Source organism: Halobacillus sp. B23F22_5, assembly GCF_043497085.1.
Taxonomy (GTDB): domain Bacteria; phylum Bacillota; class Bacilli; order Bacillales; family Halobacillaceae; genus Thalassobacillus.
On sequence record NZ_JBIEKI010000007.1, the window covers coordinates 113,358 to 138,483 of the forward strand.

The window sequence follows — 25,126 nt, forward strand, 5'->3', positions numbered from 1 at the left end:
GCTTTTTTTATGTATTTTTAAAAGTACTCCGTCTTTCTGTAATTTGGCTCTCTACCTTTAGAATAGTAATGTAGTTACATGATCCACACAATATTTGGTGGATAACGGAAAAGAATGTCACTTGGTACATAGGATTTCTCATGAAAAGTGGAGACTTATTTAGATAATAAGCCTGTATTCTTTCAGTTGCCGGTTGTGATAACCTTAATAGATGATGATCCACGTCCTCCTTGCATGGGGGACGTTTTTCATTGGAAGAGGATTTATTTATTCGTATGGTTATCTAATGAAGGAGTGGCATATTTGGATATATTAATCACTATTTTTTTCCTAATCAGTGTTACATTCCCGGTTTTGCATATCTATCACTGCTTGCCGTTTTTCCGTGAGTCCGGTGAAAGATTCGACGCAAACCGTGAGCTGAAACGATGGAAGAGTGAACATTGCTATGATAATGAAAAAGGTATAAGTATCTTAGTGCCGTGTTTTAACGAAGAGGACATTATAGAAACTTCGATTGAGAGCATGAAGTCTTTGTCGTATTCCCGGTTTGAAGTCTTTTATATCAATGACGGTTCATCAGACGATACGATGGATCAGTTGGATGAATTATTGGGGCTGACCCCTTGCAGCATGTCAGCACAGGGAGAACTCACGTATAAAGAAGTCAAAAAAGTATACCAATCTTCCCTTTATCCTAATATCTATGTGATCGATAAGGAGAATGGTGGGAAAGCGGACTCTCTGAACGCCGGTATTGAATATGCAACGAAGGATTTGGTTGTGACATTGGATGCCGACACTATTTTAACCAGAACAGCATTAAATTCTGTCAACGAGGCTTTTGAGGATAGAAATGTAGTTGCGGCAGGAGGTATGGTACATGTACTGCAGACGAAAACAGATCATCCATTGAGCCGCTTATCTCTAAAAAGGACGAATATGCTGATACGTGTGCAAGTACTTGATTTCCTGAAAGCATTCTATATATCAAAATTATCACTTGTACGGTTCAAGGCTTTGGCGGTAATATCAGGAGCATTCGGGATTTTCAATAAGCAAGTGCTGATTGATGTAGGTGGCTATCGTAATTCGATCGGAGAAGATATTGATATAACCCTACGTATCCAGCGGCACATAGCCAGGCACAAAGACATGAAAATCAGTTTCATAGCTGATGCGGTAGGCTACACTGAGCTACCTGAAACATGGAGGGACTTGACCAAACAGCGGCTGCGATGGCAGAAAGCCTATATCGACTGCATCATTCACTTTTGGGCGTTTTTCTTAAAAACGTTACTTACGAAGCCTGTATCCTTTTTCTATGTATTTGAAACATTCCTTATTGGGACGCTTGCAGCTTATATCATGACAGGTATCATGACTTACAATATAATCAACAACCCGGGGAATTCGTTCATCGATTATATGTTTTTCTATCTGTTTTTCCTGATTGTATTTGGAATTATATATAACCTTGTGGCACTTCGGATGAATAAACATTATGGATTTTCGTTCAGCAAAATGGATAGTCTTCGTTTGTTTGTGACCATCCTGTTTGATATTTTCATCTATCGATTTGTAGCCGTTTATTATGTTATGTATGGCAGCATCTCCTATTTCTTCAATAAAAAATGGAACAAAGTCTCCCGGACAGGGAGAAGTTATCATCACAAAAACTCGAAAACAGCAGCTTGAAAAAAGGCTGTTCCCGAGGAAAAAGTTTATTAGTAGGTGAAAGTGTAATGGGGAAAAAATTATTGTTATTTTTTATTACTGCAATGACGGTTTTGATACTGGGTGTGGTCAGTTACGCCTTCAACTTTGTAACATCAACGTCCGCAAGTATCCACGAAGATATTGATAGGAATCCAAAGCTTGCAAACCGTATGGAGAATATTGACCTTGGGGACGGGGATCCGATATCGATTTTGATTATGGGACTGGATACACGCGCCGGCGAAGGGGGCGGGCGTGCAGATGCCATGGTTCTGTTGACTATTAATCCAGCTGAAAAGTCGACGAATATGGTCAGTATCCCCCGGGATACATATATGAAAATAAGTGGAGCGGAAGACAAAATCAACAGTTCTTATGAGGCAGGCGGAACAGCGATGACTGTTTCGTCAGTTGAAAAACTGCTGGATGTCCCGGTAGATTACTTTGTCAAGATGAATTTCAAAGGGTTTGAAGGTATTGTAGATGCCCTGGACGGGATTAAGCTGAATAATGTTTTGGAATTCGATACCTATGATTCTGAATTCACAGATGAGAAGATGTATTTTCCGAAAGGATGGAATCATTTGACCGGCAAAGAAGCTTTAATCTATGCCCGGATGAGAAAGCAAGACCCACGCGGGGACTTTGGACGGCAGGAACGCCAGCGTCAGGTAATTGAAAAGATCATCGAAAAAGGATCGCGTACTTCATCCGTATTAAAATTTGGTGAAATTGCTGAAGTAATCCAGAAGCATGTAAAAACAAACATGTCTGTGAAAGATATGTGGCAAATTCAATTCAATTATAGAGACGCCCAAAATAATATCATGCAGCATAAAATAGAAGGATCAGAAGAAACAATTAAGGGCACTTACTATTATATGCCTGATGAGGATAAACTTAAGGAACTCTCTCAGGAGTTGAAAGCGCATCTGGACCTGGTCGAATCTGAACCTGATGAAAGTAATGAGCAGGCTGATGATAAGCCGGAGACGAATAAGAAAGATAGTGAAAAAGACAAGAAAGAGTCTTCAGAAAAAGAGCCTGATGAACAGGGAAATTCAAATGAGAATGATAAAGAGGACGATCAGCCTCAGGCGGAAGCAGATAAGGCTACTGAGACGGAAGAGGATACAAGCACGAAAGAGACGGATGAAAATAACGAGAACGGGACAACAGCTCAGGAAGATAAACCTGATACCCAACATGATCAGAAAGATGAACCTGAATCACAAACGGATCAGGAAGATACAAAGGACGAAACCAGACAGGACAGCAGCAAGCCGAATGTTGCTGAAGTAATTACGAAAAATTGGTCAGTGGTACCTACCCAGCAAGAAAACCATACTCATGTTACGTTTAAACAAGGCACCCTGGATTGGGAAGAAATGACATCAGCGATTGCAAAAGGAGCCGGATTGGCCAAAAGCGATATGACCCTCTGGTGGGCGGAAGGGGAAGGCTCAGATAAAGTAATAGCTACTGTCACGAATAAAGCACAAACGGAGAATTATCGTGTCTACGTTTCATGGGTGGACGGTGCAGGCTACAAACCTGTGAAGGTAGAAGTCCTCCATGAAAATGATCAGAAGAACCGTTGACCTGAATAGCTTACTGGTTCTGAAGCTGATACAAAAGAGACAGTGCAAGAGAGGCGATACCGCCTCTCTTTTTACTTTCATTCGACCCAAATTATATAAAATCTAAGTAATATTAACCAATTTCAAATAAGCTACCTCAACCGTCAAGGTTTCTTCGAATGTTATAAAAAAGTCTATGGGGGGAAAGTCTTATGGATGTTAATGATTTTTTGAATTACTATGTGTTGGGTGTTGTCATTATTGGGTTAGTACTAGTAGTCTTTGGTCTGATATTTTTTCTATACCGAAATAAAAAAGCCAACAAAAAAATGTTGAGGGAACTTGAAGTGGAAGCTGTGTCAACGCTTGATAAAGTCGAAAATGAATATAAACAGAGGGAAAAGGAACAAAAGGAGCAGGTAAAAAAAGACTATGAAAAGAAAGTCGACGAGTTTAAGGCTTATGTCCATGATATGGAAAAAATCTCTAAAACTACCAGTGAGGCAAAAACTTATCACATACTTAGCAATTTAAAAGAAAAGCTGGTGTCCGATGGCAAACTCAAGCCTTCAGAAATGATCATTCTTCCTAAAGTATTCTTACCTTCTAAAGCAGAGGGGGACATATCTGCTGTTAAGGTCGGACATATTGTCTTGCTGAAAACAGGAATCTATTTGATTGATACCAGGGAGTTTCATGGAAACGTCCTTTACGGCATTACAAAGGAGAAGGCGAAAGATTTTTCATTCCTACTTAATGATCTGTTTCCTGTGGAACAAAAAGAAACAGAAAAGACCATTGTTTTTGACAATAAGCAAGTGAATCAGACTGGTCTGAAAGTGATTGCGGCTGAAAATCCGGCCAAAAGAGTAATGGACGGTGTCGATTATCTTCAGCCAATCGCTGAAAAGTATACCGTTCATAGCACCATCACTCCGATCCTTTATGTGGATCATCATGGGAACCAGTTCAACAATTATTCCAATGATAGCACCCCTTATGTGTTCGATGAGCAGGAAACGCTTACCAAGTTCCTTGTGAAGCACCTGGAGGAATGCGATCCTATCTATACCGAAGAGGATTTGGAAAAGCTTAAACATAGCATCGAAAACGCTGGCTCGGGCAAACGTATAACAGAGCAGCCTGTATGAATAACGGCCTTTCGCTTCCATAAGCGAAAGGCTATTTTTGTGTTCCTGAAAATGTGCATGCAGTTTTGTATGGATAATACTTGCAGGAGGGTTGCGCTGTCGATATTTTCTAGTTATAGTCAATGTACATAAAGAAGGGCGATACATAGGAGGCTATTATGCCAAGGACTAAATACATAAAAATTTACGATGACTTAAAACAGAAAATAGAGCAGGAAATCTATCCCTATCAGCAGTTGCTTCCCTCAGAAAATACGTTAGTCAAAGAATATGATTGTTCGCGCAATACGGTCAGAAGAGCGATTGGAGAACTTGCAGCAGAAGGTTACGTCCAGACGAAACACGGCCAGGGGGCCCGTGTCATCTATCAGGACTTCAAGCAGGCTGAATATATGTTTGGGGAAACGGAAACATTTAAACAGTTTGCCATCCGTAATAAAAAGCAATACCGGACCGAAGTAATTGTTTTTCAGGAACTGGTTGTCGATGAACAAATCCATGAGGAAACCACGATGCCTGTAGGAGTGGAAGTCTATCATTTACAGCGTATTCGCTATTTGGATGGCAACCCGGTCATCATGGACTATAATTTTTTCAGAAAAGATGTCGTGAAAAGTCTGACCGTCGACATTGCAGAGGATTCCATCTATGAGTACTTGGAAAAAGAATTGAACCAGCGCGCGGTTACTGCCAAGCGAAAGATGACGGTCGAGAAAACCACTGGCCTGGACGAAAAATATTTGAGCCTGGATGGCTATAATTGTGTAGTCGTCGTCACCAGTCATGTTTTCAATGCGGACGGGGTGATGTTCGAATATACCCAATCCCGTCATATGCCTGGTGATTTTGTCTTTTTTGACCAGACACAGCGGAAATGAAAAAAGTGTACAAGCGACCGATCAGGGGCGCTCGTACACTTTTTTTGATGGAGTAGTAAATAGCTGAATTCCAGGGCTATTAGATGGTTACTTCTGTCTTTGTTTGTTCGCTGTTATTTTTCTCATATTGCTTTGCTGCTAAATGGATGAACACACTCGAAGTCCATGTATGGGCCAGGTCTCTTAAGCCTTCTCCAGTTTCTGCATGGAAGTTTTCCGCGAATCCGCTTTGTTTACAAAGCTCCAGGAATTTTTGGCGTACTTCATCTGCCAATTCGTCTTCCCCGCATTCCTCGAAGGCATCGATAAACAAAAGGGTAGTAGGAGCCCAGATTGGTCCTCTCCAATATGCATCTTCCTCGTATAACGGGCTGTCGATAGCCTCTGAAGCGATACCCCAATCGGTCAGATACTTGTCACTGCTTAGGACGTTAATGATTTTCTTCCTGGCTGCTTCCGGAAGTTTATCAGCCAGAATGATAGAGACAAGCGGCAGATTCCCCTGGCTTTCAATGACTTTTCCATCTCTCGTGAAACGGGCGACGGGGAGATTGTCGACAAGGAAGTAGTCGCAGAAATTCTCGGTCAATTGCTTCGCTTGTTCTTCCCAGTATTTTTTATCCTGATTCCGGTTTAATTTTCCTGCTACAACGGCAAGCATATCGATCGATTTGATCAAAAAGGCCGTCAAATCAGGAGAATCGACAATGTCTGCAAAGCGGAAAACCGTGCTGTTGTCCTGGCCGGAGTCGTTGCCGTGGTGATACTCCGGAATCCCGTCCTGGTTGGAATCTTTGTAATGGAAATAGAATTCCACATGAGCGTTGATCTGCTCATAAATCTGCTCCAGCTGCTTATCAGTAAGCATCATTCGATCCATCATCTTCAATACGAATAATCCCTGGACTGGAGGCTTGGCAAAATTCCAGCGGATCGTTGAATCACTGATGGAACCAGGAATCTGACCCTTGTCATCCTGATGGTCGAATAAAAGCTGGATCTGATCCCATGCCAATTGATCGTCAACCCCGACGAGTGCAAGGGCATTGAAGGCGTTGTCCCAGCTCCATACACCAGGAAAATTACTGTTGGACATGTACATGGCTTTTCTTTTCAGCAAGCCTGCTTCGTTCACAATGCACGTCCAGTTAAGATAAGCAGCTTCCCTGAGTGTTTGCTCGTATGCCTTCGGGACAGCCGGCTGTTTAGCCAGGAAACGTTCAAAATGGCCAGTGCTTTTCTCCAGAGCCAGCTCGTAGCTGTATTCCCGGTCTTCCGGCACGGAACCATGGGTTGGAATATCTTCAATCACACAAAGGAAATTGTGCGATTCTTCATCAGGAGTGATATGGATGCTGGACAAGTTATCTGCTTTATTGGTGCTGCCAGTCGTGTCCATGAATACGTTTTGCTGAAGGGAAACTGAGCCTTCCGGTGCGAAAATCAAGTATTTGGTCAGGTTCTTGTAGCTATTGACGATGCAGTATTCGTCACCGCTTGTTCCTAATAGATAGTTATATTCAAAATTGAAAATCGGCTGGGTATCTAATAGGAGCCCAACGTTTTCTCCTGTTCCTTTTACAACTATCCTAAACTCATCTTCAAAACAAACCTGCAACCTTCCGCCATCTATATCAAAGGTAATTTCGAATTCATCAGCCTCGTAGGAATACGGGACAGGTTCACCATTTTTAGTGGGAATGATCTTAAGCGCATTTTGATGTTGTTTGGATTTTCCTCGTACTGCGTTGACATAAATGCCATCTTTCTCAGGGTCATCGCTCTCCTGATAGGTGAGAGCCATGTAGGAACCATAATGGCTCATTGGTGTTATTTTTAAATCCAATAGTAGCACTCCTTTTTCACAAAATTCTTGACATCTATTCACACTGTACTATAATGAACTTGTTTAAACAAGTAGGAAATTTTGAAAGCGGTTTTTGAAAGCGATTTAAATAAAAGGAGGAACTAGCATGGGTTTTAAAGAAAACGTTGCCAGTATCATCAAGCATATTGGCGGTGCTGAAAATGTCAGCAATGCCACACATTGTGTGACCAGGCTGCGTCTGGTGTTGAAGGATGAAAATCTGGTGAACCAAGAGGCGTTGGAAGACAATGAGCTGGTAAAAGGAACTTTTTCGGCGAATGGACAATATCAAATTATCATTGGACCTGGAACAGTGGAAAAAGTCTACAATGAATTTGTAAAACAAACCGATGCCGATGAAGTAAGTAAAGACGAAATGAAACAAATTACGGCTGAGAAGGGGAATGCTTTTCAAAAAGGTATCCGGGTGCTCGCGGACATCTTCATTCCTATCCTGCCTGCCATTGTAGCTGCCGGTCTGTTGTTAGGTTTAAACAATCTGCTTGCCAACCCTGGCATCTTTTTCGAGGAAAAGTCGTTATTGGATGTTTATACCGGGTGGACCGGTTTTGCTGAATTCATCAATGTTATCGCTAACACGGCCTTCACCTTCCTCCCAGTCCTGATCGCGTGGTCTGCTGCGAAGAAATTTGGAGGAAGCCCTTTATTGGGGATCGTACTCGGGCTGTTATTGGTACATCCTGACTTAATGTCTGCCTATGATTATGCAGCAGACCCTGACGGGGTAACTTATTGGAATTTGTTCGGATGGGAAATTGCTAAAATTGGCTATCAAGGACAAGTGCTTCCGGTAATCTTTGCGGTATGGCTCCTGACCTGGTCAGAAAAGCATCTGAAGAGCTTCATTCCAGGAAATTTGCAGATGTTGTTTGTGGCACCGTTTGCCCTTATCTTTGCCGGTCTTCTGACGTTCGGTTTGATCGGACCAATCACGATGACTGGTTCTAATTGGATCACCGATGGAATTTTATATCTATTTGAAGTTTCTCCTGCGTTTGCTGGAGGCGTATATGGATTCATTTCAGCGCCATTGGTTATCACAGGGATGCATCACATTTTCCTTGGGGTTAACTTGCAAATGGCAGGTACGCTTGGTTATGTCACCCTGTGGCCGGTAAGTGAAACAGTGACCCTGGCGCAAGGTGCGGCTACATTGACCATGTTCTTCCTTCTTAAACGAAACAAGAAATTAAGAGGGGTTTCCTTTGCGGCTACAATTTCCGCATGGCTCGGCGTTACGGAACCAGCGATTTATGGTATCAACCTAAGATTCCGTTATCCGTTCATCGCTGTCATGGTCGCCAGTGCGGTCGGAAGTGCCTACATTGCTGCCCAGGGAGTGAAAGCCACTTCTGTAGGGGTAGGAGGCGTCTTATCTTTCCTATCGGTTTATCCGGAACATTGGGGCTTCTACTTCCTCGGAATGGGAATCACTTTTGCCCTGACTGTCGGGTTGACGCTCGGGTTCTATAAGAGCAACTTATTCCAGGCACGCCAATCCGAAGCTAAGAAAGGAAAAGAAAAGGCTGGTAAAGCAGTGGAATCCAAAAAAGTGGTAACTTCTTAATAAACAAAAATGAGCCACCCTCTTGATGGGGTGGCTCTTTGTTTGCAGTATTTGCTCTAAATAAAGTCAGGATCCAAATCAGGAAAAAAGGGGAGGTCAAACTGACGTGAACCTGCCTTTATTTATATTCACCTTAACAGGCTGCATTTCTTTTTTCCAGACAAGTAACGGGTTTGTCATATGATTTTAACCCGTGCTAAATGTTTTTCAAACTTCTGCTTTAATTGAAGGTACTGAGTTAACGTAAAATCCAGGCTGACACCGAGTGAGGGATGGTAAGATATGTTAGGATGAAAGTATATATTTTACAATGTCATATTGGATGGGGGAGAAAAATGAATAAACATCAAAGGATGGCGGTGGTTTTTTCGTTGCTTGGGGGAGCATTTATCGCAGCTGGAGTCGGAATGGAAGATTATGTAGCCTATTCTCCTCTAATTGGGTGGCTGCTTGGGTTTGTTTGTGAGGTGATCGCTTTACTATCTGCCTTAAAGTGGCAACGAGAAGAGCGTAATCATTAACATAAGGGGGAGGACATTATTAATAAGGTGAATTTATTGCTGGGTGTCACCATTATTTCCGTAACTTTTTTACTTGCATTCAGCTTTTTTATTATCATTTCCAGCTATTTTAATTCAAAAGAAATCGGTGAATTCACGGCCCAGTGTTATGATCATGGTGGGGAAGTTATATTAGAAATACATAATAATTTGACTAGTTCTTATTCATTCGAATGCAACATGTAAAAGAAAAGCCACTCCTGCCGGGGTGGCTTTTCTATTGGGAGGATCAGCCCGACACTGTATAAGAAAGAGGATTTCTGCTGAAGCTATTTGTAGCATTATGCAGATAGACTTTAAAAGTAGGTGTAACCATGACAGCTGGACGTATATCAATTATTATTCCTTCTTATAATGAATCCGATAATATCGATCTTATATATAAAGCGGTGGACAAAGAGTTTGAGGGGCTTCCTTATAATTATGAAATTCTATATGTCAATGACGGCAGCACGGATGATACATTATCCCGGATCAAAAAACTGGCGGGAGCGAACGCGAATGTGAGGTATCTTTCATTTACACGTAATTTTGGAAAAGAAGTAGCGCTCCTCGCCGGCCTTCAGCATGCAGATGGAGAAGCGGTAATCATCATGGATGCGGATCTTCAGCATCCATGTTCCTTGATCAAACCGTTTATTGAAGGGTATGAAGAAGGTTATCATCAGGTGATCGGCCGTCGCAACCGGAAAGGGGACGGCTGGCTCCGTTCCTGTTTTTCTTCGCTTTATTATTGCCTGATCAATAAGTTCGTCGATGTCGAGCTGCAGGATGGTGTCGGTGATTTCCGGCTTCTGAGTCGGAAGGCCGTAGACGGATTGCTGAGGCTCAATGAAGGGAGCCGCTTTTCGAAAGGATTGTTTTCCTGGATCGGATTGAGCCAGAAGATCATCCATTATGATAATGTCTGCCGGGAGAATGGCAAGTCGAAATGGAAGTTTTCGAAATTGCTGAACTATGGCATCGACGGTGCAGTTTCTTTCAATAACCGGCCGCTCCGGATTTGTTTTTATACCGGCATGTTTATTTTACTGTTGTCGGTCGTTTATATTTTGGTGCATTTGATAATGATTATGAATAATGGCGTCGTGGAACGGGGATATTTTACAACGATTTCGGCAGTGTTGCTGCTTGGCGGCATACAGCTGTTAAGCCTTGGTGTCATCGGTGAATACATTGGACGGATTTATTATGAAACGAAGCAGCGCCCGCATTATCTTGTAGAAGAGTCCAATATTAAAAGTGGAAACAGCAGGGAAGCGGACCGGACAGGGGTTTATAAGATTTATCGGAGTGGGGATCATTAATACCTTCAGCGTATCTGGAAAAATATAAAGAAGTAAACGGGGATTTCATATGAACAGGAAACTCTTACTTTTGCTGGTCGCCTGCCTGATTCTTGCTGTGCTTGCTCATGCATTCTTTTTGCATGCGTGGACGGAAGGGCGATTTATGGTCGGTCATAATGATGGTCTCCAGCAGATGGTGACGTTTAAAAAACTGCTTTACGAGCAGTATACAAACGGTAATTTCTTTTACACGTATCGTTTTGGATTAGGTGGCGGGACCTACAGTCAGCTGGCGTTTTACTTTTCGACATCGATTGTGTTCCTGATCAGTGCTGTAGTGACGTTTTTATTAGAATCACTGGGTTTAATTGAGGCAGTGGATATCGTTTATTGGGCGAATGCTGCTGTGTTCATCAGTGTCATCCGATTGTCAGTTATTCTGTTTGTAACCACCCTGGTGTTCCGGTATATGAGCAGTCGCTGGCTGCCAGCCTTTCTTGGAGCGGCTGTCTATGGCTTATCGGTCATCTATTTCCGGCATGCGACGTATTGGGAGTTTTTTGCCGATGCGATGCTTTGGGTGCCACTATTAGTATACGGCGTGGAAAAAATCATTCGGGAACTACGCCCGGGATGGTTTATTTTTGCTGTCGCTGTAACGATGTTCGATAACTTTTATTTCGCTTATATCAATCTGATATTCATCGGTATCTATATAGTTGCCCGTTTGTGGATTCATCTGGATACGAATGTGGCCGGTGTGGGACGGAAGGTGAAATTATTTGTATTCGGCGGGTTGGTTGGGGCCGGAATCAGTGCGGTTTCGTTCATTCCTGCGGTCTACAGTTTTTTTCATAACCATCGGCCGGACTATGCTTTTCCTATTGAGGCTGTAGATTTTTCGGACAATATTTTGTTTACGAGCAGGTACGTCATTGTGCCGGCACTGTTTTTAGTCTTCGTTTTTACTTTTTTCTTCTATCGAAAAGCTATGTTCCGTCTGTTCGGCGGGCTGAGTATCCTTTTTATTGTGCTGCACTTCAGTCCCCTGATAGCCAGCGCGTTTAATGGCTTCTCCGCACCGCAATACCGCTGGGAATACGTCTTGTCTTTCACGCTTGGCGCTGCGGTATGTGCTGGAATGTCTCATATTCATGAGGTAAGTAAGAAAGCCTTTTTGACGGCAAGTACCATGGTAATGGCAGTCTACCTCGTCTTTTTCTTTAGTGATGAGGAAATGGAGTTCTTATCCCTGCCTGGGATTGGTGTGTTTCTTTTAGTATTCCTGACGTTGATTGCTACAGCTGGTTTCGTGTGGTCCTGCAAAAAATCCTGGTACTATTTTTTGAGCGTAGCAACACTGCTCAATCTGCTTGCTATTTCTAACGCGAGCCAATATGTCATTTCGGAAATGACCGGGGTAAACAAGGTTTCGGAGCAATACTTACATAGCGACAAGTACAACGGAAAAGAAGCACGTGAACTGTTACAGAAAGTAAAGGCTCAAGATGCTGACCCCTATTATCGGATTGATTGGAAAGAGGGTTATCTGAATAATACGCCGATTGTCCAGGACTTCAACGGGTTTAGCGTCTATTCCAGTATCCTGAATGAAAACCTGCTCTATTTTTATTTATACGATTTGAACATTGACATGGGAAGAGAAAGTGTCAGCCGTTACTCCACGCTAAGCAATCGTGCCAACTTGTACAGTCTCCTGCAGGGAAAGTATGTGATGAAAAAGAAAGACGATGCAGGAAATGTGCCATATGGTTTCGAGGAGATTGCGAGGTCGGACAATTACATCGTTTATAAAAATACGAACCTGCTGCCATTCGTAAGAACTACTGATACTATATTTTCGGAGCGTGAGTTGGAAGATGCCAATGTATTGGAAAAAGAGCATGCCATGCTGGAAGGGGTAGTGGTGTCTGAGGTAGAAACTAAAGTGGGGGAGGTAGAAAACGTACCGGATCTCATCAAAGAAACCACTGTAGAGACAGTTAATGCTACTTACAAGGAAGGGAAATTGACTGTCACTGAAAAAGAAGGTGGAATCGATCTCGTTTTGAATACTCCTGGTAGTGGGAAGGGAGATTATTATGTTGGCTTTCATTTGGAGAGTCTGGCAGAGCGGAAAGGATTTGCGGTTAAGGTGAATGGCTATCGGACGACAAGAAAGCATAACCAATCAATCTACAAAACGTACGTCGACGACCTTGTCATCCGTGTTCCGAAAGCAAACAAGTTAAAAATCCGCCTCCCTAAAGGAAATTATGTTTTAACGGACCTAGCCTTATACCAAGAAGATTATCAAGTTTTAGAGCAGGCAAAGAAAGAAGCACAGGAAGAACCTGACTTTGATTGGACAGGTAACAAACTGACTATTCGCTATGACAATAGGCAAAGTGACCGCTTTATGATGCTGCCAATTCCTTATGAGCGGGGATGGCAGGTGCGGATTAATGATGAATCGAAGCGAGTGGAAAAAGTGAACTATGCATTTGTAGGTTTTCCTATTCAGAAGGGGTTAAATGAAATTCAACTGGTGTACTATCCGCCTTTCTTCCAGGTGTCTCTCCTGGTGACAGTCGTATGTATATTATTGGCATTCCTGTTGTCTAAACGACTTTTGTTCAAATTAAACCTTCAAAACACGAACGATATTTAATTAAATATATTTAATGTTCATATAATCTCTTGATTGTATTAAAGTGGTCTGTTATATTTGCACAGTAACATTTTTATATCACATCACTCGTATATGCTCGGTAATATGGTCGGAGCGTTTCTACCAGGTTCCCATTGAAAGAACTGGACTACGAGTTGAAGTATTATCATTTGTTCGTTTTTTTTAAGCAGGGCAATTTCTGCCTTTCTCTTGCTGGATGGTACATACTTTGGCTTCGTAGGTCTGGAAGGTGGAAACCACACTGCTTCCCAGGCCTTTTTCTTATGCTTCGACCAGCGGGTATGTACTACAACAAGGAGGATCTCGCATGAAGTTAACATTTCGTAAATCAACGTTTTTCGCTCTACTGGCACTTATTACTGTAATGTCATTATCGGTTCTTGGAGGTTGTAGTTCTTCTTCTCAGACCGAAGCTGCACCAAAAAAGAAGCAAAGACCTATTCTCATTGAAGGTCCGATGCCGATTGAAGCGGAAAAGTTTGCTGACAGGCTCGAAAATGTAAAAGAAGAAAAAGCAGGGACCTTTGAATATTATTTAGGCACTGTCGATGATTATCCGGTGATCGTGGCCAAGACTGGAAAAGGGATGGAAAATACTGCAGCAGCTACCGCAGTTGCCATAGAAAGGTATAATCCCATTGCAATCATTAACCAGGGAACTTCTGGCGGTCACGATCCTGACTTGCATGTGTTTGATATCGTGTTAGGGGAAAGGACGGTAAACATCGGTTCTCTGAAAACTCCTCATTATCAAGAGGGAGAAGGGATTCATCCCAAAGAGTGGATTCCAATGGACCTGATGGCTTCTGAAGGGAGTGCTGGAGAAGATCCAGACGCGGAAAACATCCGTTACTATAAAGGAGACAAAGGTTTACTAGCAGCCGCCAAATCAGTAAAGAATGAACACGAGAAAGGAAAAATTGTTGAGGGGACCATCGGTTCTGCAGATGTTTGGAATAATGAAGTAGACCGAATCAACTGGTTCCACGAAAATTATGAGACTTCAGTGGAAGAGATGGAAGGAGCTGCAGGAGCGCAAATTGCCAAAGCGTATGATGTGCCTTATCTTGGTATCCGGATTTTATCCAATAATAAAACCAATGGCGGGGAATACAATCCAGATACCGCAGCAGCCAATCAGGAATATGTTTATGAAGTTGTGAAGAAGTATATTTCTAAGCTGAAAAGTGAATAGTTTCCAATCTGTGCCTGATTCCTTGTGTGCAAAGCATACCTGGATCAGGCATATTTTTTGGTATATCGCCACCTTTGAATTGAAATAATTACTATCCGGCATCCAACGTGTTAGTATAGATTCATCAAATGAGGAGAGGTGATAACTTTTGAAGAAAATCAGATTAGGTACCAGTGAGTTAGAGGTGGGGGAAATTTCACTTGGCTGCATGCGCATGAGCGAACTCAGTAACAAAGATGCTGCTTATGTCATTGAAAACGCGATGGACGCAGGGGTTGATCTGTTCGATCATGCGGATATATACGGGAAAGGGAAGTCCGAGGAAGTTTTTGCCGATGCCATCCAGATGAATGATGACGTTCGGGAAAAAATGAAGCTGCAGACGAAATGCGGTATTCGTGATGGATTCTTTGATTTTTCTAAAGAACATATTCTTGAATCAGTGGACGCCAGTCTTCGCAGGTTGAAAACCGACTATGTCGATAGCTTGCTTCTTCACCGTCCCGATGCATTAATGGAACCTGAAGAAGTGGCAGAGGCTTTTTCTACATTGAAAGAAAGCGGCAAAGTCCGTTACTTCGGTGTCAGTAACCAGAATCCGATGCAAATGGAACTGTTGAACAAGTATCTGGATGATGACTTGATAGTAAACCAAATGCAAATGAGCCTTGTACATACGCCGATGCTGGATGCCGGCTTCAACGTCAATATGCAGCATGACCCTGCGATTGCCCGTGATGGCAGTGTGATTGAGTATTGCCGTTTGAACGACATTACCATCCAGGCATGGTCCCCGTTTCAGCATGGTATTGAAGGTCCGTTTATCGGAAATGACGCGTTCCCGGAAGTCAATGGGAAACTGCAGGAGCTTGCCGGAGAAAAAGGCGTCACAGATTCCGCGATAGCGATCGCGTGGATTTTACGTCATCCGGCAAACATCCAGCCGGTCGTTGGTACGATGAATCCCGGGCGTTTACGCGATATCGCCAAAGCTTCCGATATCGAACTTACGCGCCAGGAGTGGTACGAGCTTTATCGCGCAGCAGGCAATGATCTGCCTTAAAACAAGAAGAAGTACCTGCCCGGATTCGGGATCAGGTACTTTCTTTTTTGGTTTTTGGGAGAGGGGGGAACGGCAAAAGAATGGACTGGAGCGCTTAAAAATTATGCTGGAACGCCTGATTATCTTCTGGCGGCAAGTCAGATAGCAAATCAAACTACCCTATTATATGAGATTCTACACTTAAATTTTTGGAATATTGTGGTAGAATATTGATAATTGATAAGGGGTGAGGCATGCATGAAGAAAAGCCATTGGTTGATCTTTGGAGTACTGGCTATCGTTCTACTTGGCGGAAGTATTTTCTACACGGGGATATTAGGAGCAAAAGGAGAGAAGGGAAAGCAGCTTGATTTTTCTACTGCCAGTGAAAAATTAACTGAAAAAGGTTATGATATATTAGCAATATCTTATGGTCCTGCAGAAGAAGCAGATGTAAGAGTAGAAGTATCGGATGCTGTCTCTGATAAAACCGATGCGGAAGAAGAGATAACCAAGCTTATGAAAAATGAATTGGAAAAACAAGGCTACACAGACGGCACCGTAAAGGTAGAATTCAAAAATGTAGATAAAGTTAAAAAAGATCAGCAATGGTTTTCGGTCGTTCCTGCTATCGATAAGAAGCTGAAAAATGTTAGTGATGAGTACGAAGGCATTGCCATTGATGTTAACCCGAAACCGATCGTCTACATTTTAAAAACAACCTATACGAAAGCAGACTTTGACAAAAAAGAAATCAAACAATGGATAGACACTGCGAATGAAATCATCACAGAGAATGATCTTCTATCTACCCTGGAAGACGGAGAAGCTTATGGAATCGTAGTCAGAGGGGCGGATCAAGAAGTATTGCTGAGTAAAAGATTCGGAAAGTAAGGGGAAAAGTAAGTGGCTGTTACTCCCGTAGAAGTACATATTAGTGATTGTGCTGGGGTTATATAAAATCGGTAATAAACAAGCTAAAGTGAAGAGAGATCAGGGGGCTGGATTGTTTGCGTAAAAGATTGAGAGTTAAAATTGGTTTGGTCAGTAACTTGATCATTTGTATATGGGGCGTTTACCGGATGTTTTCCGAAAATGCGCTGGCATTTATTCCAGTCATTCTTGCTGTCGGCGGGGTGATTGGTTTTATTGCATCTATTTATGAACTGAAAAAAATCAATACAGGTAAGTATCAAGGTTAAATAAGTTCAATCGTCTGCATTGTTGCATGCCGTAGTTTTATTCTTGTTAGACGGGGCTGTAGATAGATAAAAAACACCCGACCTTTATGGCTGGGTCGGTGCTGGGATATATTTGATCGGGGTATCGGTTATGCTCTTTGCACCTCGGCATTAAGTAAAAAGGAGAAAAGTATTGTGTGGGGACAAATGTTTATAAGAAAGAGCAAAGCCTGGGTGGTTACGACCTTTTTATCAATTATGGTCTACGCAGTTTTATGGCCGCATCCTGACAGCCTACTGCTCATTCTTCCGGTGTTCATTGCTATTGGAGCAGGGTCTTCTATGTTAATAGACTGGCTAACTGTCCATTATCGTTATCGTTTATTTTGGGCAGCCGCCCTTCATCTCGTGGCAGCGTTTATCATTCATCAATTGTTTGTAATAGATATATGGTCGCCTGCTTTCTATTATTTTGCTTTGCCAATCGCAACTACATATTGGCTGGTTGATGAATATATTAGAAGGAGATATGTACGTTGATCCGATCTATAGTTATATAAAAGTTGAAATTAATGCTTGACGGGACCCAATTATAAGCGTATAGTAGGGATTAATTATTCTTGTTCGTTTAAAGAATGCAAGAAAAAGTTTTACGACTTTCCCTTGAATTTCTAGAGCAATAATAGTAATACATTGTGGATCAAGTTCCACGCAGGAGGTAACAATTATGTTACAAGGTAATGTTAAATGGTTCAACGCAGAAAAAGGTTTCGGATTTATTGAAGTAGAAGGTCAAGACGATGTATTCGTTCATTTCTCTGCTATTCAAGGTGAAGGTTTCAAAACTCTAGAAGAAAACGAAACAGTTTCTTTCGAAATCGTCGAAGGCAACCGTGGACCACAAGCAGCTAACGTTCAAAAATAAGCGTTAATAGCTTAAAAAGAGACTTCCAACCCGGGAGTCTCTTTTTTTTGCACTTTAAATTTGATTTAGTAATGAAAAAGGGATCGTCAATCCTATCGTTTTATTTTGGTGTAAGGAAAGTAATATAATGGAAGAACATGATACAGGAGGTGCTGGCAATGGCAAATGAAAGAGGAATTGAGCGTGTATGGTCGGTTGAATTCCAGGATGGGAGAGGGCCGCATAAAAAGGTGGGCCAGGTACTTCCGCCTGGCAATTGGAAACAGTTCGATCCGTTTTTATTAATGGCGGAAGACTGGTTCCAGCAAGGGACGTTCCCGGATCATCCGCATAGGGGAATGGAGACGATCACCTATGTCATCGAAGGAAAGTTGAAGCATGAGGACAACCATGGCGGGTCCGGTGTGTTGGAGCCAGGCGACGCTCAGTTGATGACGGCGGGAAGTGGAATTGTTCATTCCGAAGATCCGCTCCCAGGAGAGACGGTACATAGTTTGCAATTATGGCTCAATCTGCCAGGCAGTAAAAAGTCGGCAAAACCACGTTACCAGGACTTGAAGGCAGAAGCGATGCCGGTTCATAAGGAAGCAGGTGCAGAAATCAGGGTGTACTCGGGTACATCTGGCAACGTGAAGGCTGACACAGAAAATCACGTTCCGCTCACTTATGTTGAAATGAAACTGGAAGCAGGAGCGGAAGTGACGCAGGAATTGCCAGGCAGTTTCAACGGCTTCCTTTATATTATGGAAGGAAGCGGAACATTTGGGAAAGACGAGACGGAAGGGAAGGAAAACCAGGTGCTCTGGCTCGGGCGACCTTCCAATGCAGAAGATAGCGAAATAACAATCAAGGCGAAAGAGCAGCTTCGTGCCATCCTTGTCGCGGGTGAACCGATTGGGGAGCCGGTGGTTGCAAGAGGCCCGTTCGTCATGAATACGGAAGAAGAAATATTTCAGGCATACCGCGATTACCAGGAGGGCAAATTCGGACCTTCTGAATGATCGACTATTTACGGAAAAAGCCTCTCATCCAGTCATCAGACTGATGGGAGGCTTTCTTTTGAATTAAAGTCGAATGTCATTTTAGCGTGGAGCCTGCGTTTTTGTGTTGCCAGGGAATAATTCTTACATGTGAGAGACAAGTTAATGAAGTGGACCAACAAGGTGTTTAGGGAATCCTTGAAGATAACTAAACTTACATATAAGGGGCGGAGACCATGCATTTCCATGAGGTTTTCATTGAAATATTAATGCTGCTCGCGATATCTATATTCGTCATCGGGATTGCCAAAATCATCAAACAGCCTTACTCGATAGCGCTCGTATTAGTAGGGTTGATTCTTGGACTGACTGAAACCCCGTTTTTTGAAGCGGCTGAGAATTTCATTACCCAGTCGAACGTTTTTCATGCGATCATTGTCTCGTTGTTTTTACCGATTTTATTGGCAGATGCCACACTCAAAATACCAATCAAGCATTTTTTTGAATACAAAGCGGTGTCCTTTTCCATCGCTTTCCTCGGCACCTTCACTACCTTTATCCTTATTGGGGCTTCTGCCTATTATTTATTAGGGCTTCCCCTCGTTCTGGCATTCACGTTTGCAGCGCTGATGAGTGCGACCGACCCGATCAGCGTCATTTCCATTTTCAAAACATTGGGGGTTCGGGAAGAGCTATCGACTGTGATGGAGACGGAATCGTTATTCAATGATGGAATTGCGGTTGTCCTTTTTAATATTTCTACTGTTTATCTATTATCCTACATAGAAATGGGGATCGCAGGGTTAGGAAGTGGCGTGTTATTATTTTTGAAGTTTGTGATCGGAGGTTCCGTTGTCGGTGCCATTTTAGGGTTTGTTACCTCACAGGTCATCCGGCTTTATGACGATTACCCTTTAGAAATTGCGATTTCGCTATTGATGTATTTCGGAAGTTATTTCATTGCCGAGCATTTTCACTTTTCAGGCGTTATTGCTGTAGTAATCAGCGGGTTGATTTATGGCAGCTACGGAGCCAGAGTGGGTATGACAGAATCAACAAAAACAAATATCGACTCTTTCATGGATACTATAACGGAAATTGCCAACAGCTTGATTTTCCTGATGGTCGGACTGGAAATCCAGAACATTGATTTTACAGGTAAGTGGGTACTGATCATCTGGGCGATTGTGATTGTACTGATTGCCCGGACACTGTCCCTCTATATGAGTACCTCATTGTCCAGTAAAATTCCAGCCAAATGGAAGGTTATTATGAATTGGGGTGGATTGAAAGGGAGCTTGTCCATTGCGCTGGCGTTAAGTTTACCTTCCTCCTTTGATGGGAGGGACACCTTGTTAATCCTCACGTTCAGTGTGGTTGTATTTTCTTTAGTTGTGCAAGGGCTCACCATCAAGCCATTGATCAGCAAATTGGGATTAAATGAATAACTGAATTGCGTGCCATATAAAAAGTGCCAGATCTACAGCAGAAGCGGGAGATCCGGCACTTTTTAAAAGGATTTACCTAACATTCCTAAAGGCTTATTCAACAATAGGGCCGTATTATGGAAGACTCAGTTTCAAGGTTCTTTACCATAAAAGCGTTAGGGGTGGCTTGGAAACTACTCGCTTTCCTGCGGGGGATCTGGCGAGCTTCCTCGGGCTATCGCCCTGTGGGATCTCGCCTAACCCCTTCTCCCGCGGGAGTCTCGCAGTTTTCCAACCACCCCATCCGAAGGCTGAGAGAAACGAACCCCTGCCAAAAATAAAGTTGTTTTCCATAAGCCATATAAACCTATGATGCATGTTATAAGCACATTTTCATGAGTAGCTCTCCCTATGCTTGAAGGACGGCATACCGAAGTTTCCGTTTTGCTCACTTAACGCAAGGAGGGCCGGGAAATTGCGAGACTCCTATGGGAGGATAGGACATGGTGAGATCCCGCAAGGCGAAGCCTGAGGAAGCTCACCGTCCGCCCATGGAAAGCGAGTGATTTCCCGGCCCACCAAACGCTCCCAATCGTAACGGAAACAGTTTCTCTCGAAACTGTATTCAGCAAAAGGGAGCTTTAACTGTAAAATCACCACTAAGATTTTTTGTTCAAATCGGTTCCGCTATTAAGGAGTCGGTTCCTTTCATGATATAAGGAACCACATACTCGACATATTCTTCTGCAGGAAGCTCACAGTTTTTCTTCCAATCCTCTGTCGCCCCATAGATCGCCCAGCTCAGCATCACGGCTGCCACTCGTAACGAATGCTCGTGTTGCTCGGGGAACTGTTTCGATAAAATGGTAAGGAACAACTGCTGCATATCTTCCTTGATCAGGTATTCAATGCGATCAGTGAAAGCCGCGAAGCTATCCGGACATCTGGTGGACATCGAGGCGTTGAAGTTAGTCACGGTCAGGAACACACTTTTGATTGTGTCGGCATTTATAACGTCGTGATCACCGATTTCCTGGCAGACGTTGACCATGAGGTCTTCTTTCAATACTTTATCCAATAAATCATATTTATCGGTGAAATGGTAATAAAAGGTTGCCCGGTTGACGGTCGCTTCCTGCGTAATATCTTTAATGGTGATAGCTTTGAATTTTTTCTTTTCAGAGAGCGTCATGAAGGCATCCATAATCAATTTCCGTGTGCGAAGGATGCGGGGGTCGGTTTTTTCTGCCATGGGTGTTGCCCCTTTCTACTTTTTAAACAGATATCGAAAAGTGTTGTTTATACAATAAAACGCAAAACTTATTGGTTGAGTACCCAGTGATAAGTCTTTATAATGCGATTATACGACATTTGTTGTATAAACAAAAGATGTTTAAAAAGCTGGGATATCCATCCAGCTATAATAAAAGTATTTACACAAGCATCTCAGATTATATAGGAGGAATCATAATTATGAACGTATTAGTCGTTAAAGGAAACAACCGTCCAGACGGTATCACCACAAAAATGTACGAAACATTCATGGAAGAGATCAAAGACAACAAGGATCTTAACGTGAACACGTACGATGTCTTCGCAGAAGACATGCCTTATTTCGGACAGGACCTTTTCAATGCATTGACTAAACTGGAAGCTGGCGAGCGTTTGAATGACGTCGAACAGCGCCTGCTTGATGCGAAGCAAAAAGCAAAAGATGCACTCGAAGCTGCCGATGTCATTGTGTTGGCATTCCCGCTTTGGAACTTCACGATTCCAGCGAAACTGCACACATTCATCGATTACGTTTCTGAAGCTGGCTTCACCTTCAAATATACCGAAGAAGGCATCAAGCCATTAATGCCTGGCAAGAAAGTTATCCTGTTGAACGCACGCGGCGGAGTTTATTCTTCTGAAGAAATGGCTCCGATGGAAATGTCCGTTAACTTCATGCGCAACGTATTCGGCGGATTGTATGGCATGGACATCGTCGATGAAGTGATCATCGAAGGCCACAATGCTATGCCTGATAAAGCAGAAGCTATTATCGATGAAGGTATGACGAAAGTTAAAGAAGCAGCTCGTAACCTTGCTTACCAATACGCATAAGGCGTAATTTTATAAAAAAGTGTGGTGCCAGAAATGAAAATTGAAGTATGGTCTGATTTTGTCTGTCCGTTTTGCTATATCGGCAAACGCCGGCTCGAGCAGGCGTTAGAAAAGTTCGACCACAAGGGTGACGTGGAAGTCATTTTCAAAAGTTATGAATTGCAGCCGCACATACAGAGTGATGAAAATGTTTCTGTTTACGAAGTGCTTGCCAAGAAAATGGGTACCACGGTCGAGCAGGCGAAAGCAATGAACGATCAGCTGGTGGAAACCGCCAAGACCGTTGGTTTGGAGTATAATTTTAACGAGGTGAAACAGACCAATACGTTGGAAGCTCACCGGCTGTTAAAATATGCCGAAACACAGGGTAAAGGATTGGCGTTCACAGAACGGCTGATGCGGGCTTACTTCACCGAATCCCGTTTCCTCGGCCGGCCGGATACATTGATTGAACTTGCCGAGGACATTGGTCTGGATGGCGAAGAAGCAGAAGACGTACTGGTTGGCGATGACTTTTTGGAAGATGTCCGAAACGACCAGCGCGAAGCCCAGCAAATTGGTGTTCAGGGTGTACCATTCTTCGTGTTCAACCGTAAATATGCGATTTCTGGCGCCCAGCCACCAGAACTGTTCCAGGAAACATTGGAAAAAGTGTGGCAGGAAGAGAAAGAGACGCCTTCTTTGCAGCAAATCCAAACATCCGCGGATGCGGCCTGTACAGATGACAGCTGTGAAGTTCCAGACGATAAAAACTAATTTCATAAAAAGCCCGATTACGAAGAGGATACCTTCCGTAATCGGGCTTTTTTGTACTATAAATTATTAGACTAATCCCAGTCCTCTAACAACCTGAGCGATTAGGAACGTAACAACAATAGCTATAGTGGTTGGTAATGCAAAAGCGACAAACGTCCATTTAGGACTTTTTGTTTCTTTATAAATGTTGATCATGGTGGTTCCACATGGATAATGAAGCAGAGAAAACAACATCATATTCAATGCCGTAAGCCACGTCCAGCCTTGGTCAAGAAAGATTTGTTTCAATTCTGTCAGGCTCGTGACTTCAATCATGGCTCCTGTAGAGAGATAACTCATCAATAAGATAGGCAGGATGATCTCATTCGCCGGAAGTCCAAGGATGAAAGCCAAGAGGATGAACCCATCCAGACCTAAAGCTGTGGCAAATGGATCTAAAAATCCTGCTGTATGCTCCAGGATGCTCAGTTCGCCAATGAATATATTGGCCAAAATCCATGTAACGAGTGAAGCTGGTGCAGCTATAATGACAGCTCTTTTCAGTACGAACCATGATTTATCCAGCGTAGCTCTCACAATCGTGTTCCAGAACTTCGGTTTTCTGTACGGTGGTAACTCTAAGGTATAGTGGGTCGGAACCCCTTTTAACAGTGTTTTTGATAGACTCCATGAGACAAGCAGGGTCATGGCTACACCGAATAATACAATTCCCACCACAACCCCTGCAGAGACAAGGGTGTGAACACCTCCGGAAAATCCCGCGGCCATAAACAAGCCGGCCAGTAAAATCAGTAATGGCCAACGTCCGTTACACGGGACGAAGTTATTAGTCAGGATCGCTAACATGCGTTCTCGTGGAGATTCAACGATCCGGGAAGACATGACAGCAGCTGCGTTACACCCAAAGCCCATCGCCATCGTCAAGGATTGCTTGCCATGAGCTCCTGACTTCTTGAAAATCCGGTCCATGTTAAAAGCGACCCTAGGCAAATAGCCGAAATTCTCCAGCAATGCGAACATGGGGAAGAAGATGGCCATAGGGGGCAGCATAACACTTACAACCCACGATGTTCCCCGGTAAAGTCCTTCCACCATAATTCCATAAAGCCAGTCTGGTGCATTCATCGATTGAAAAAGGGTGGTCAATCCATCTTCTCCTGCAGCAAACGCTGCCGCGATATAAGTCCCAGGGATATTGGCTCCAGCAATGGTCAAGTAGATGACCACGGCTAACATCAGGAACATAATAGGTAATCCATATAGCTTGGAAGTTAAAATTTTATCCAGGTTTTCATCAATCCAGGAAACCTTTTTATCCGAGTATTGAACGGATGACTTGGTAAGATGCTGAGATGATTTATAAATCCTGGTGACAATATGATCTCTTGTCTTAACTGATTGATTGACAGCTTCCTCATTAAACAGGGAATTTAATCTCTCCAGCTTTTGGTTTGTGCTAAGCTCCACGACAGCAACCTCCTCCCGTAACATAATGGTCCTGTTTTACACTTTTAGGGTTTTCGATGTAACTTTTTAATACGTCTACTAAGTTATCATCGCCATCGATTAAGCGTAATGCTACCCATCTGGCAGGCAATGAATCTCCGAAAATAGCTCTGATTTTTGGTTCCATGGACTTTATTTTTGATTCGACTTCACTGTCATAGCTGATTTGGTATGGGTTTGTTTCTATTTTTCCATCGGTCATCAAGTCGATTGTTTTGAGTAATTGGAGAATGCCGATTTTTTCTCTTGCTGAAAGTAAAACAACGGGAATACCAAGATTATGAGAAAGTGTTTCTTTATCTACCGTAATTCCTTTTCTTCTGGCCTCATCAATTAAGTTGACGCATAGTATCACGTTACTTGTCATCTCCATTACCTGGAGAGCTAAATTCAGGTTACGTTCTAATGAGGTGGCGTCTACGACTACTAGCGTAATATCCGGTTTTTCAAAAATGATATAGTCCCTGGCTACTTCTTCATCCGATGAATTGGAATAAAGGGAGTAAGTTCCAGGTAAGTCGATGACCTGATAGTTGTGTCTATCGGTGGTAAGTTCTCCTTCCGCGCGCAGCACGGTTTTCCCCGGCCAGTTGCCTGTGTGCTGCTTTAAACCAGTCAGTAAATTGAACAGTGTACTCTTTCCGGTATTCGGGTTTCCTGCCAATGCAATTTTGTGCGCCATGT

General features: G+C 42.9%; 23 protein-coding genes, 2 pseudogenes and 1 riboswitch. Of the genes and pseudogenes, 21 read left to right on the forward strand and 4 right to left on the reverse strand.

Features of this window, described 5'->3' with window-relative positions; translation table 11 throughout:
• The first annotated feature begins 303 nt into the window (after positions 1 to 303).
• From ACGTN9_RS11670 to ACGTN9_RS11690, 5 genes and pseudogenes are all read left to right on the forward strand, one after another.
• Positions 304 to 1,698, forward strand: a complete 1,395-nt coding sequence (locus ACGTN9_RS11670; RefSeq protein WP_499592962.1) for a glycosyltransferase family 2 protein — start codon at positions 304 to 306, stop codon at positions 1,696 to 1,698.
• A 47-nt stretch (positions 1,699 to 1,745) separates the two neighbouring features.
• Positions 1,746 to 2,657 (forward strand): annotated as a pseudogene (locus ACGTN9_RS11675) (LCP family glycopolymer transferase); the annotation flags it as partial.
• Positions 2,640 to 3,320, forward strand: coding sequence for a YrrS family protein (locus tag ACGTN9_RS11680; protein WP_499593044.1), 681 nt, complete (start codon positions 2,640 to 2,642; stop codon positions 3,318 to 3,320). The pseudogene ACGTN9_RS11675 and the gene ACGTN9_RS11680, both read left to right, overlap by 18 nt.
• 191 nt (positions 3,321 to 3,511) lie before the next feature.
• Positions 3,512 to 4,450, forward strand: a complete 939-nt coding sequence (locus tag ACGTN9_RS11685) for a hypothetical protein (protein WP_499592964.1) — start codon at positions 3,512 to 3,514, stop codon at positions 4,448 to 4,450.
• A gap of 158 nt (positions 4,451 to 4,608) precedes the next feature.
• A complete protein-coding gene (locus ACGTN9_RS11690; protein WP_499592966.1) occupies positions 4,609 to 5,328 on the forward strand; it encodes a UTRA domain-containing protein in 720 nt (239 codons plus the stop codon).
• Positions 5,329 to 5,407: 79 nt separating this feature from the next.
• Here the strand turns inward: ACGTN9_RS11690 and ACGTN9_RS11695 are convergent, their stop codons facing one another.
• Complete coding sequence (locus ACGTN9_RS11695; RefSeq protein ID WP_499592968.1) at positions 5,408 to 7,174, reverse strand: amylo-alpha-1,6-glucosidase; 1,767 nt, start codon at positions 7,172 to 7,174, stop codon at positions 5,408 to 5,410.
• 127 nt (positions 7,175 to 7,301) lie between these two features.
• Between ACGTN9_RS11695 and ACGTN9_RS11700 the strand changes: the two genes are divergently transcribed.
• The 14 genes and pseudogenes from ACGTN9_RS11700 (at position 7,302) to ACGTN9_RS11765 (ending at position 20,095) form a co-directional block, all read left to right on the forward strand.
• Complete coding sequence (locus ACGTN9_RS11700) at positions 7,302 to 8,783, forward strand: PTS transporter subunit EIIC (protein WP_499592969.1); 1,482 nt, start codon at positions 7,302 to 7,304, stop codon at positions 8,781 to 8,783.
• A gap of 335 nt (positions 8,784 to 9,118) precedes the next feature.
• Entirely contained in the window at positions 9,119 to 9,304 is a 186-nt protein-coding gene (locus ACGTN9_RS11705) for a hypothetical protein (protein ID WP_499592971.1), read from the forward strand.
• A gap of 27 nt (positions 9,305 to 9,331) precedes the next feature.
• On the forward strand, positions 9,332 to 9,529 hold the full coding sequence (locus tag ACGTN9_RS11710) for a hypothetical protein (protein ID WP_499592973.1): 198 nt from the start codon (positions 9,332 to 9,334) through the stop codon (positions 9,527 to 9,529).
• Positions 9,530 to 9,657: 128 nt separating this feature from the next.
• Positions 9,658 to 10,650 carry a glycosyltransferase family 2 protein gene (locus ACGTN9_RS11715; protein ID WP_499592974.1) on the forward strand — a complete coding sequence of 331 codons (993 nt, stop codon included), beginning with the start codon at positions 9,658 to 9,660 and terminating at the stop codon, positions 10,648 to 10,650.
• A gap of 49 nt (positions 10,651 to 10,699) precedes the next feature.
• A complete protein-coding gene (locus ACGTN9_RS11720) occupies positions 10,700 to 13,303 on the forward strand; it encodes a YfhO family protein (RefSeq protein ID WP_499592976.1) in 2,604 nt (867 codons plus the stop codon).
• 67 nt (positions 13,304 to 13,370) lie between these two features.
• Positions 13,371 to 13,474: riboswitch (purine riboswitch) on the forward strand.
• 157 nt (positions 13,475 to 13,631) lie between these two features.
• Entirely contained in the window at positions 13,632 to 14,519 is an 888-nt protein-coding gene (locus tag ACGTN9_RS11725; protein ID WP_499592978.1) for a 5'-methylthioadenosine/S-adenosylhomocysteine nucleosidase, read from the forward strand.
• A 148-nt stretch (positions 14,520 to 14,667) separates the two neighbouring features.
• Entirely contained in the window at positions 14,668 to 15,582 is a 915-nt protein-coding gene (locus tag ACGTN9_RS11730) for an aldo/keto reductase (RefSeq protein WP_499592980.1), read from the forward strand.
• A gap of 237 nt (positions 15,583 to 15,819) precedes the next feature.
• Positions 15,820 to 16,455 carry a hypothetical protein gene (locus tag ACGTN9_RS11735; protein ID WP_499592982.1) on the forward strand — a complete coding sequence of 212 codons (636 nt, stop codon included), beginning with the start codon at positions 15,820 to 15,822 and terminating at the stop codon, positions 16,453 to 16,455.
• A 116-nt stretch (positions 16,456 to 16,571) separates the two neighbouring features.
• The gene (locus ACGTN9_RS11740; RefSeq protein ID WP_499592984.1) at positions 16,572 to 16,763 is read left to right on the forward strand and encodes a hypothetical protein; all 192 of its coding nucleotides are present in this window, start codon (positions 16,572 to 16,574) and stop codon (positions 16,761 to 16,763) included.
• Between the two features lie 70 nt (positions 16,764 to 16,833).
• Positions 16,834 to 16,917 (forward strand): annotated as a pseudogene (locus ACGTN9_RS11745) (YnfA family protein); the annotation flags it as partial.
• Positions 16,918 to 16,937: 20 nt separating this feature from the next.
• Positions 16,938 to 17,282 carry a hypothetical protein gene (locus ACGTN9_RS11750; RefSeq protein ID WP_499592986.1) on the forward strand — a complete coding sequence of 115 codons (345 nt, stop codon included), beginning with the start codon at positions 16,938 to 16,940 and terminating at the stop codon, positions 17,280 to 17,282.
• Positions 17,283 to 17,469: 187 nt separating this feature from the next.
• Positions 17,470 to 17,667 carry a cold-shock protein gene (locus ACGTN9_RS11755; RefSeq protein ID WP_028782438.1) on the forward strand — a complete coding sequence of 66 codons (198 nt, stop codon included), beginning with the start codon at positions 17,470 to 17,472 and terminating at the stop codon, positions 17,665 to 17,667.
• A gap of 158 nt (positions 17,668 to 17,825) precedes the next feature.
• A complete protein-coding gene (locus tag ACGTN9_RS11760; protein WP_499592988.1) occupies positions 17,826 to 18,668 on the forward strand; it encodes a pirin family protein in 843 nt (280 codons plus the stop codon).
• A 215-nt stretch (positions 18,669 to 18,883) separates the two neighbouring features.
• On the forward strand, positions 18,884 to 20,095 hold the full coding sequence (locus ACGTN9_RS11765) for a cation:proton antiporter (protein ID WP_499592990.1): 1,212 nt from the start codon (positions 18,884 to 18,886) through the stop codon (positions 20,093 to 20,095).
• A gap of 652 nt (positions 20,096 to 20,747) precedes the next feature.
• Here ACGTN9_RS11765 and ACGTN9_RS11770 read toward each other — a convergent pair.
• Positions 20,748 to 21,326 carry a TetR/AcrR family transcriptional regulator gene (locus ACGTN9_RS11770; protein ID WP_499592992.1) on the reverse strand — a complete coding sequence of 193 codons (579 nt, stop codon included), beginning with the start codon at positions 21,324 to 21,326 and terminating at the stop codon, positions 20,748 to 20,750.
• Between the two features lie 221 nt (positions 21,327 to 21,547).
• Between ACGTN9_RS11770 and ACGTN9_RS11775 the strand changes: the two genes are divergently transcribed.
• Together ACGTN9_RS11775 and ACGTN9_RS11780 are read left to right on the forward strand one after the other, a co-directional pair.
• Positions 21,548 to 22,180, forward strand: a complete 633-nt coding sequence (locus ACGTN9_RS11775; protein WP_499592994.1) for an FMN-dependent NADH-azoreductase — start codon at positions 21,548 to 21,550, stop codon at positions 22,178 to 22,180.
• 33 nt (positions 22,181 to 22,213) lie between these two features.
• A complete protein-coding gene (locus tag ACGTN9_RS11780; RefSeq protein ID WP_499592996.1) occupies positions 22,214 to 22,936 on the forward strand; it encodes a DsbA family oxidoreductase in 723 nt (240 codons plus the stop codon).
• 66 nt (positions 22,937 to 23,002) lie between these two features.
• On the opposite strand, the gene ACGTN9_RS11785 is transcribed toward ACGTN9_RS11780, so the two are convergent.
• Positions 23,003 to 24,379: a nucleoside recognition domain-containing protein gene (locus tag ACGTN9_RS11785; protein ID WP_499593046.1), complete on the reverse strand. Its 1,377-nt coding sequence runs from the start codon at positions 24,377 to 24,379 to the stop codon at positions 23,003 to 23,005.
• Between the two features lie 13 nt (positions 24,380 to 24,392).
• Complete coding sequence (locus tag ACGTN9_RS11790; RefSeq protein WP_499592998.1) at positions 24,393 to 25,124, reverse strand: FeoB small GTPase domain-containing protein; 732 nt, start codon at positions 25,122 to 25,124, stop codon at positions 24,393 to 24,395.
• Between the last annotated feature and the right edge of the window lie 2 nt (positions 25,125 to 25,126).

Coding starts and splice junctions, on each gene's coding strand:
- ACGTN9_RS11790 (WP_499592998.1), bottom strand. CDS start 25,124: ATGGCGCACAAAATTGCATTGGCAGGAAACCCGAATACCGGAAAGAGT.
- ACGTN9_RS11765 (WP_499592990.1), top strand. CDS start 18,884: ATGCATTTCCATGAGGTTTTCATTGAAATATTAATGCTGCTCGCGATA.
- ACGTN9_RS11715 (WP_499592974.1), top strand. CDS start 9,658: ATGACAGCTGGACGTATATCAATTATTATTCCTTCTTATAATGAATCC.
- ACGTN9_RS11705 (WP_499592971.1), top strand. CDS start 9,119: ATGAATAAACATCAAAGGATGGCGGTGGTTTTTTCGTTGCTTGGGGGA.
- ACGTN9_RS11685 (WP_499592964.1), top strand. CDS start 3,512: ATGGATGTTAATGATTTTTTGAATTACTATGTGTTGGGTGTTGTCATT.
- ACGTN9_RS11700 (WP_499592969.1), top strand. CDS start 7,302: ATGGGTTTTAAAGAAAACGTTGCCAGTATCATCAAGCATATTGGCGGT.
- ACGTN9_RS11775 (WP_499592994.1), top strand. CDS start 21,548: ATGAACGTATTAGTCGTTAAAGGAAACAACCGTCCAGACGGTATCACC.
- ACGTN9_RS11725 (WP_499592978.1), top strand. CDS start 13,632: ATGAAGTTAACATTTCGTAAATCAACGTTTTTCGCTCTACTGGCACTT.
- ACGTN9_RS11720 (WP_499592976.1), top strand. CDS start 10,700: ATGAACAGGAAACTCTTACTTTTGCTGGTCGCCTGCCTGATTCTTGCT.
- ACGTN9_RS11770 (WP_499592992.1), bottom strand. CDS start 21,326: ATGGCAGAAAAAACCGACCCCCGCATCCTTCGCACACGGAAATTGATT.
- ACGTN9_RS11735 (WP_499592982.1), top strand. CDS start 15,820: ATGAAGAAAAGCCATTGGTTGATCTTTGGAGTACTGGCTATCGTTCTA.
- ACGTN9_RS11755 (WP_028782438.1), top strand. CDS start 17,470: ATGTTACAAGGTAATGTTAAATGGTTCAACGCAGAAAAAGGTTTCGGA.
- ACGTN9_RS11760 (WP_499592988.1), top strand. CDS start 17,826: ATGGCAAATGAAAGAGGAATTGAGCGTGTATGGTCGGTTGAATTCCAG.
- ACGTN9_RS11690 (WP_499592966.1), top strand. CDS start 4,609: ATGCCAAGGACTAAATACATAAAAATTTACGATGACTTAAAACAGAAA.
- ACGTN9_RS11780 (WP_499592996.1), top strand. CDS start 22,214: ATGAAAATTGAAGTATGGTCTGATTTTGTCTGTCCGTTTTGCTATATC.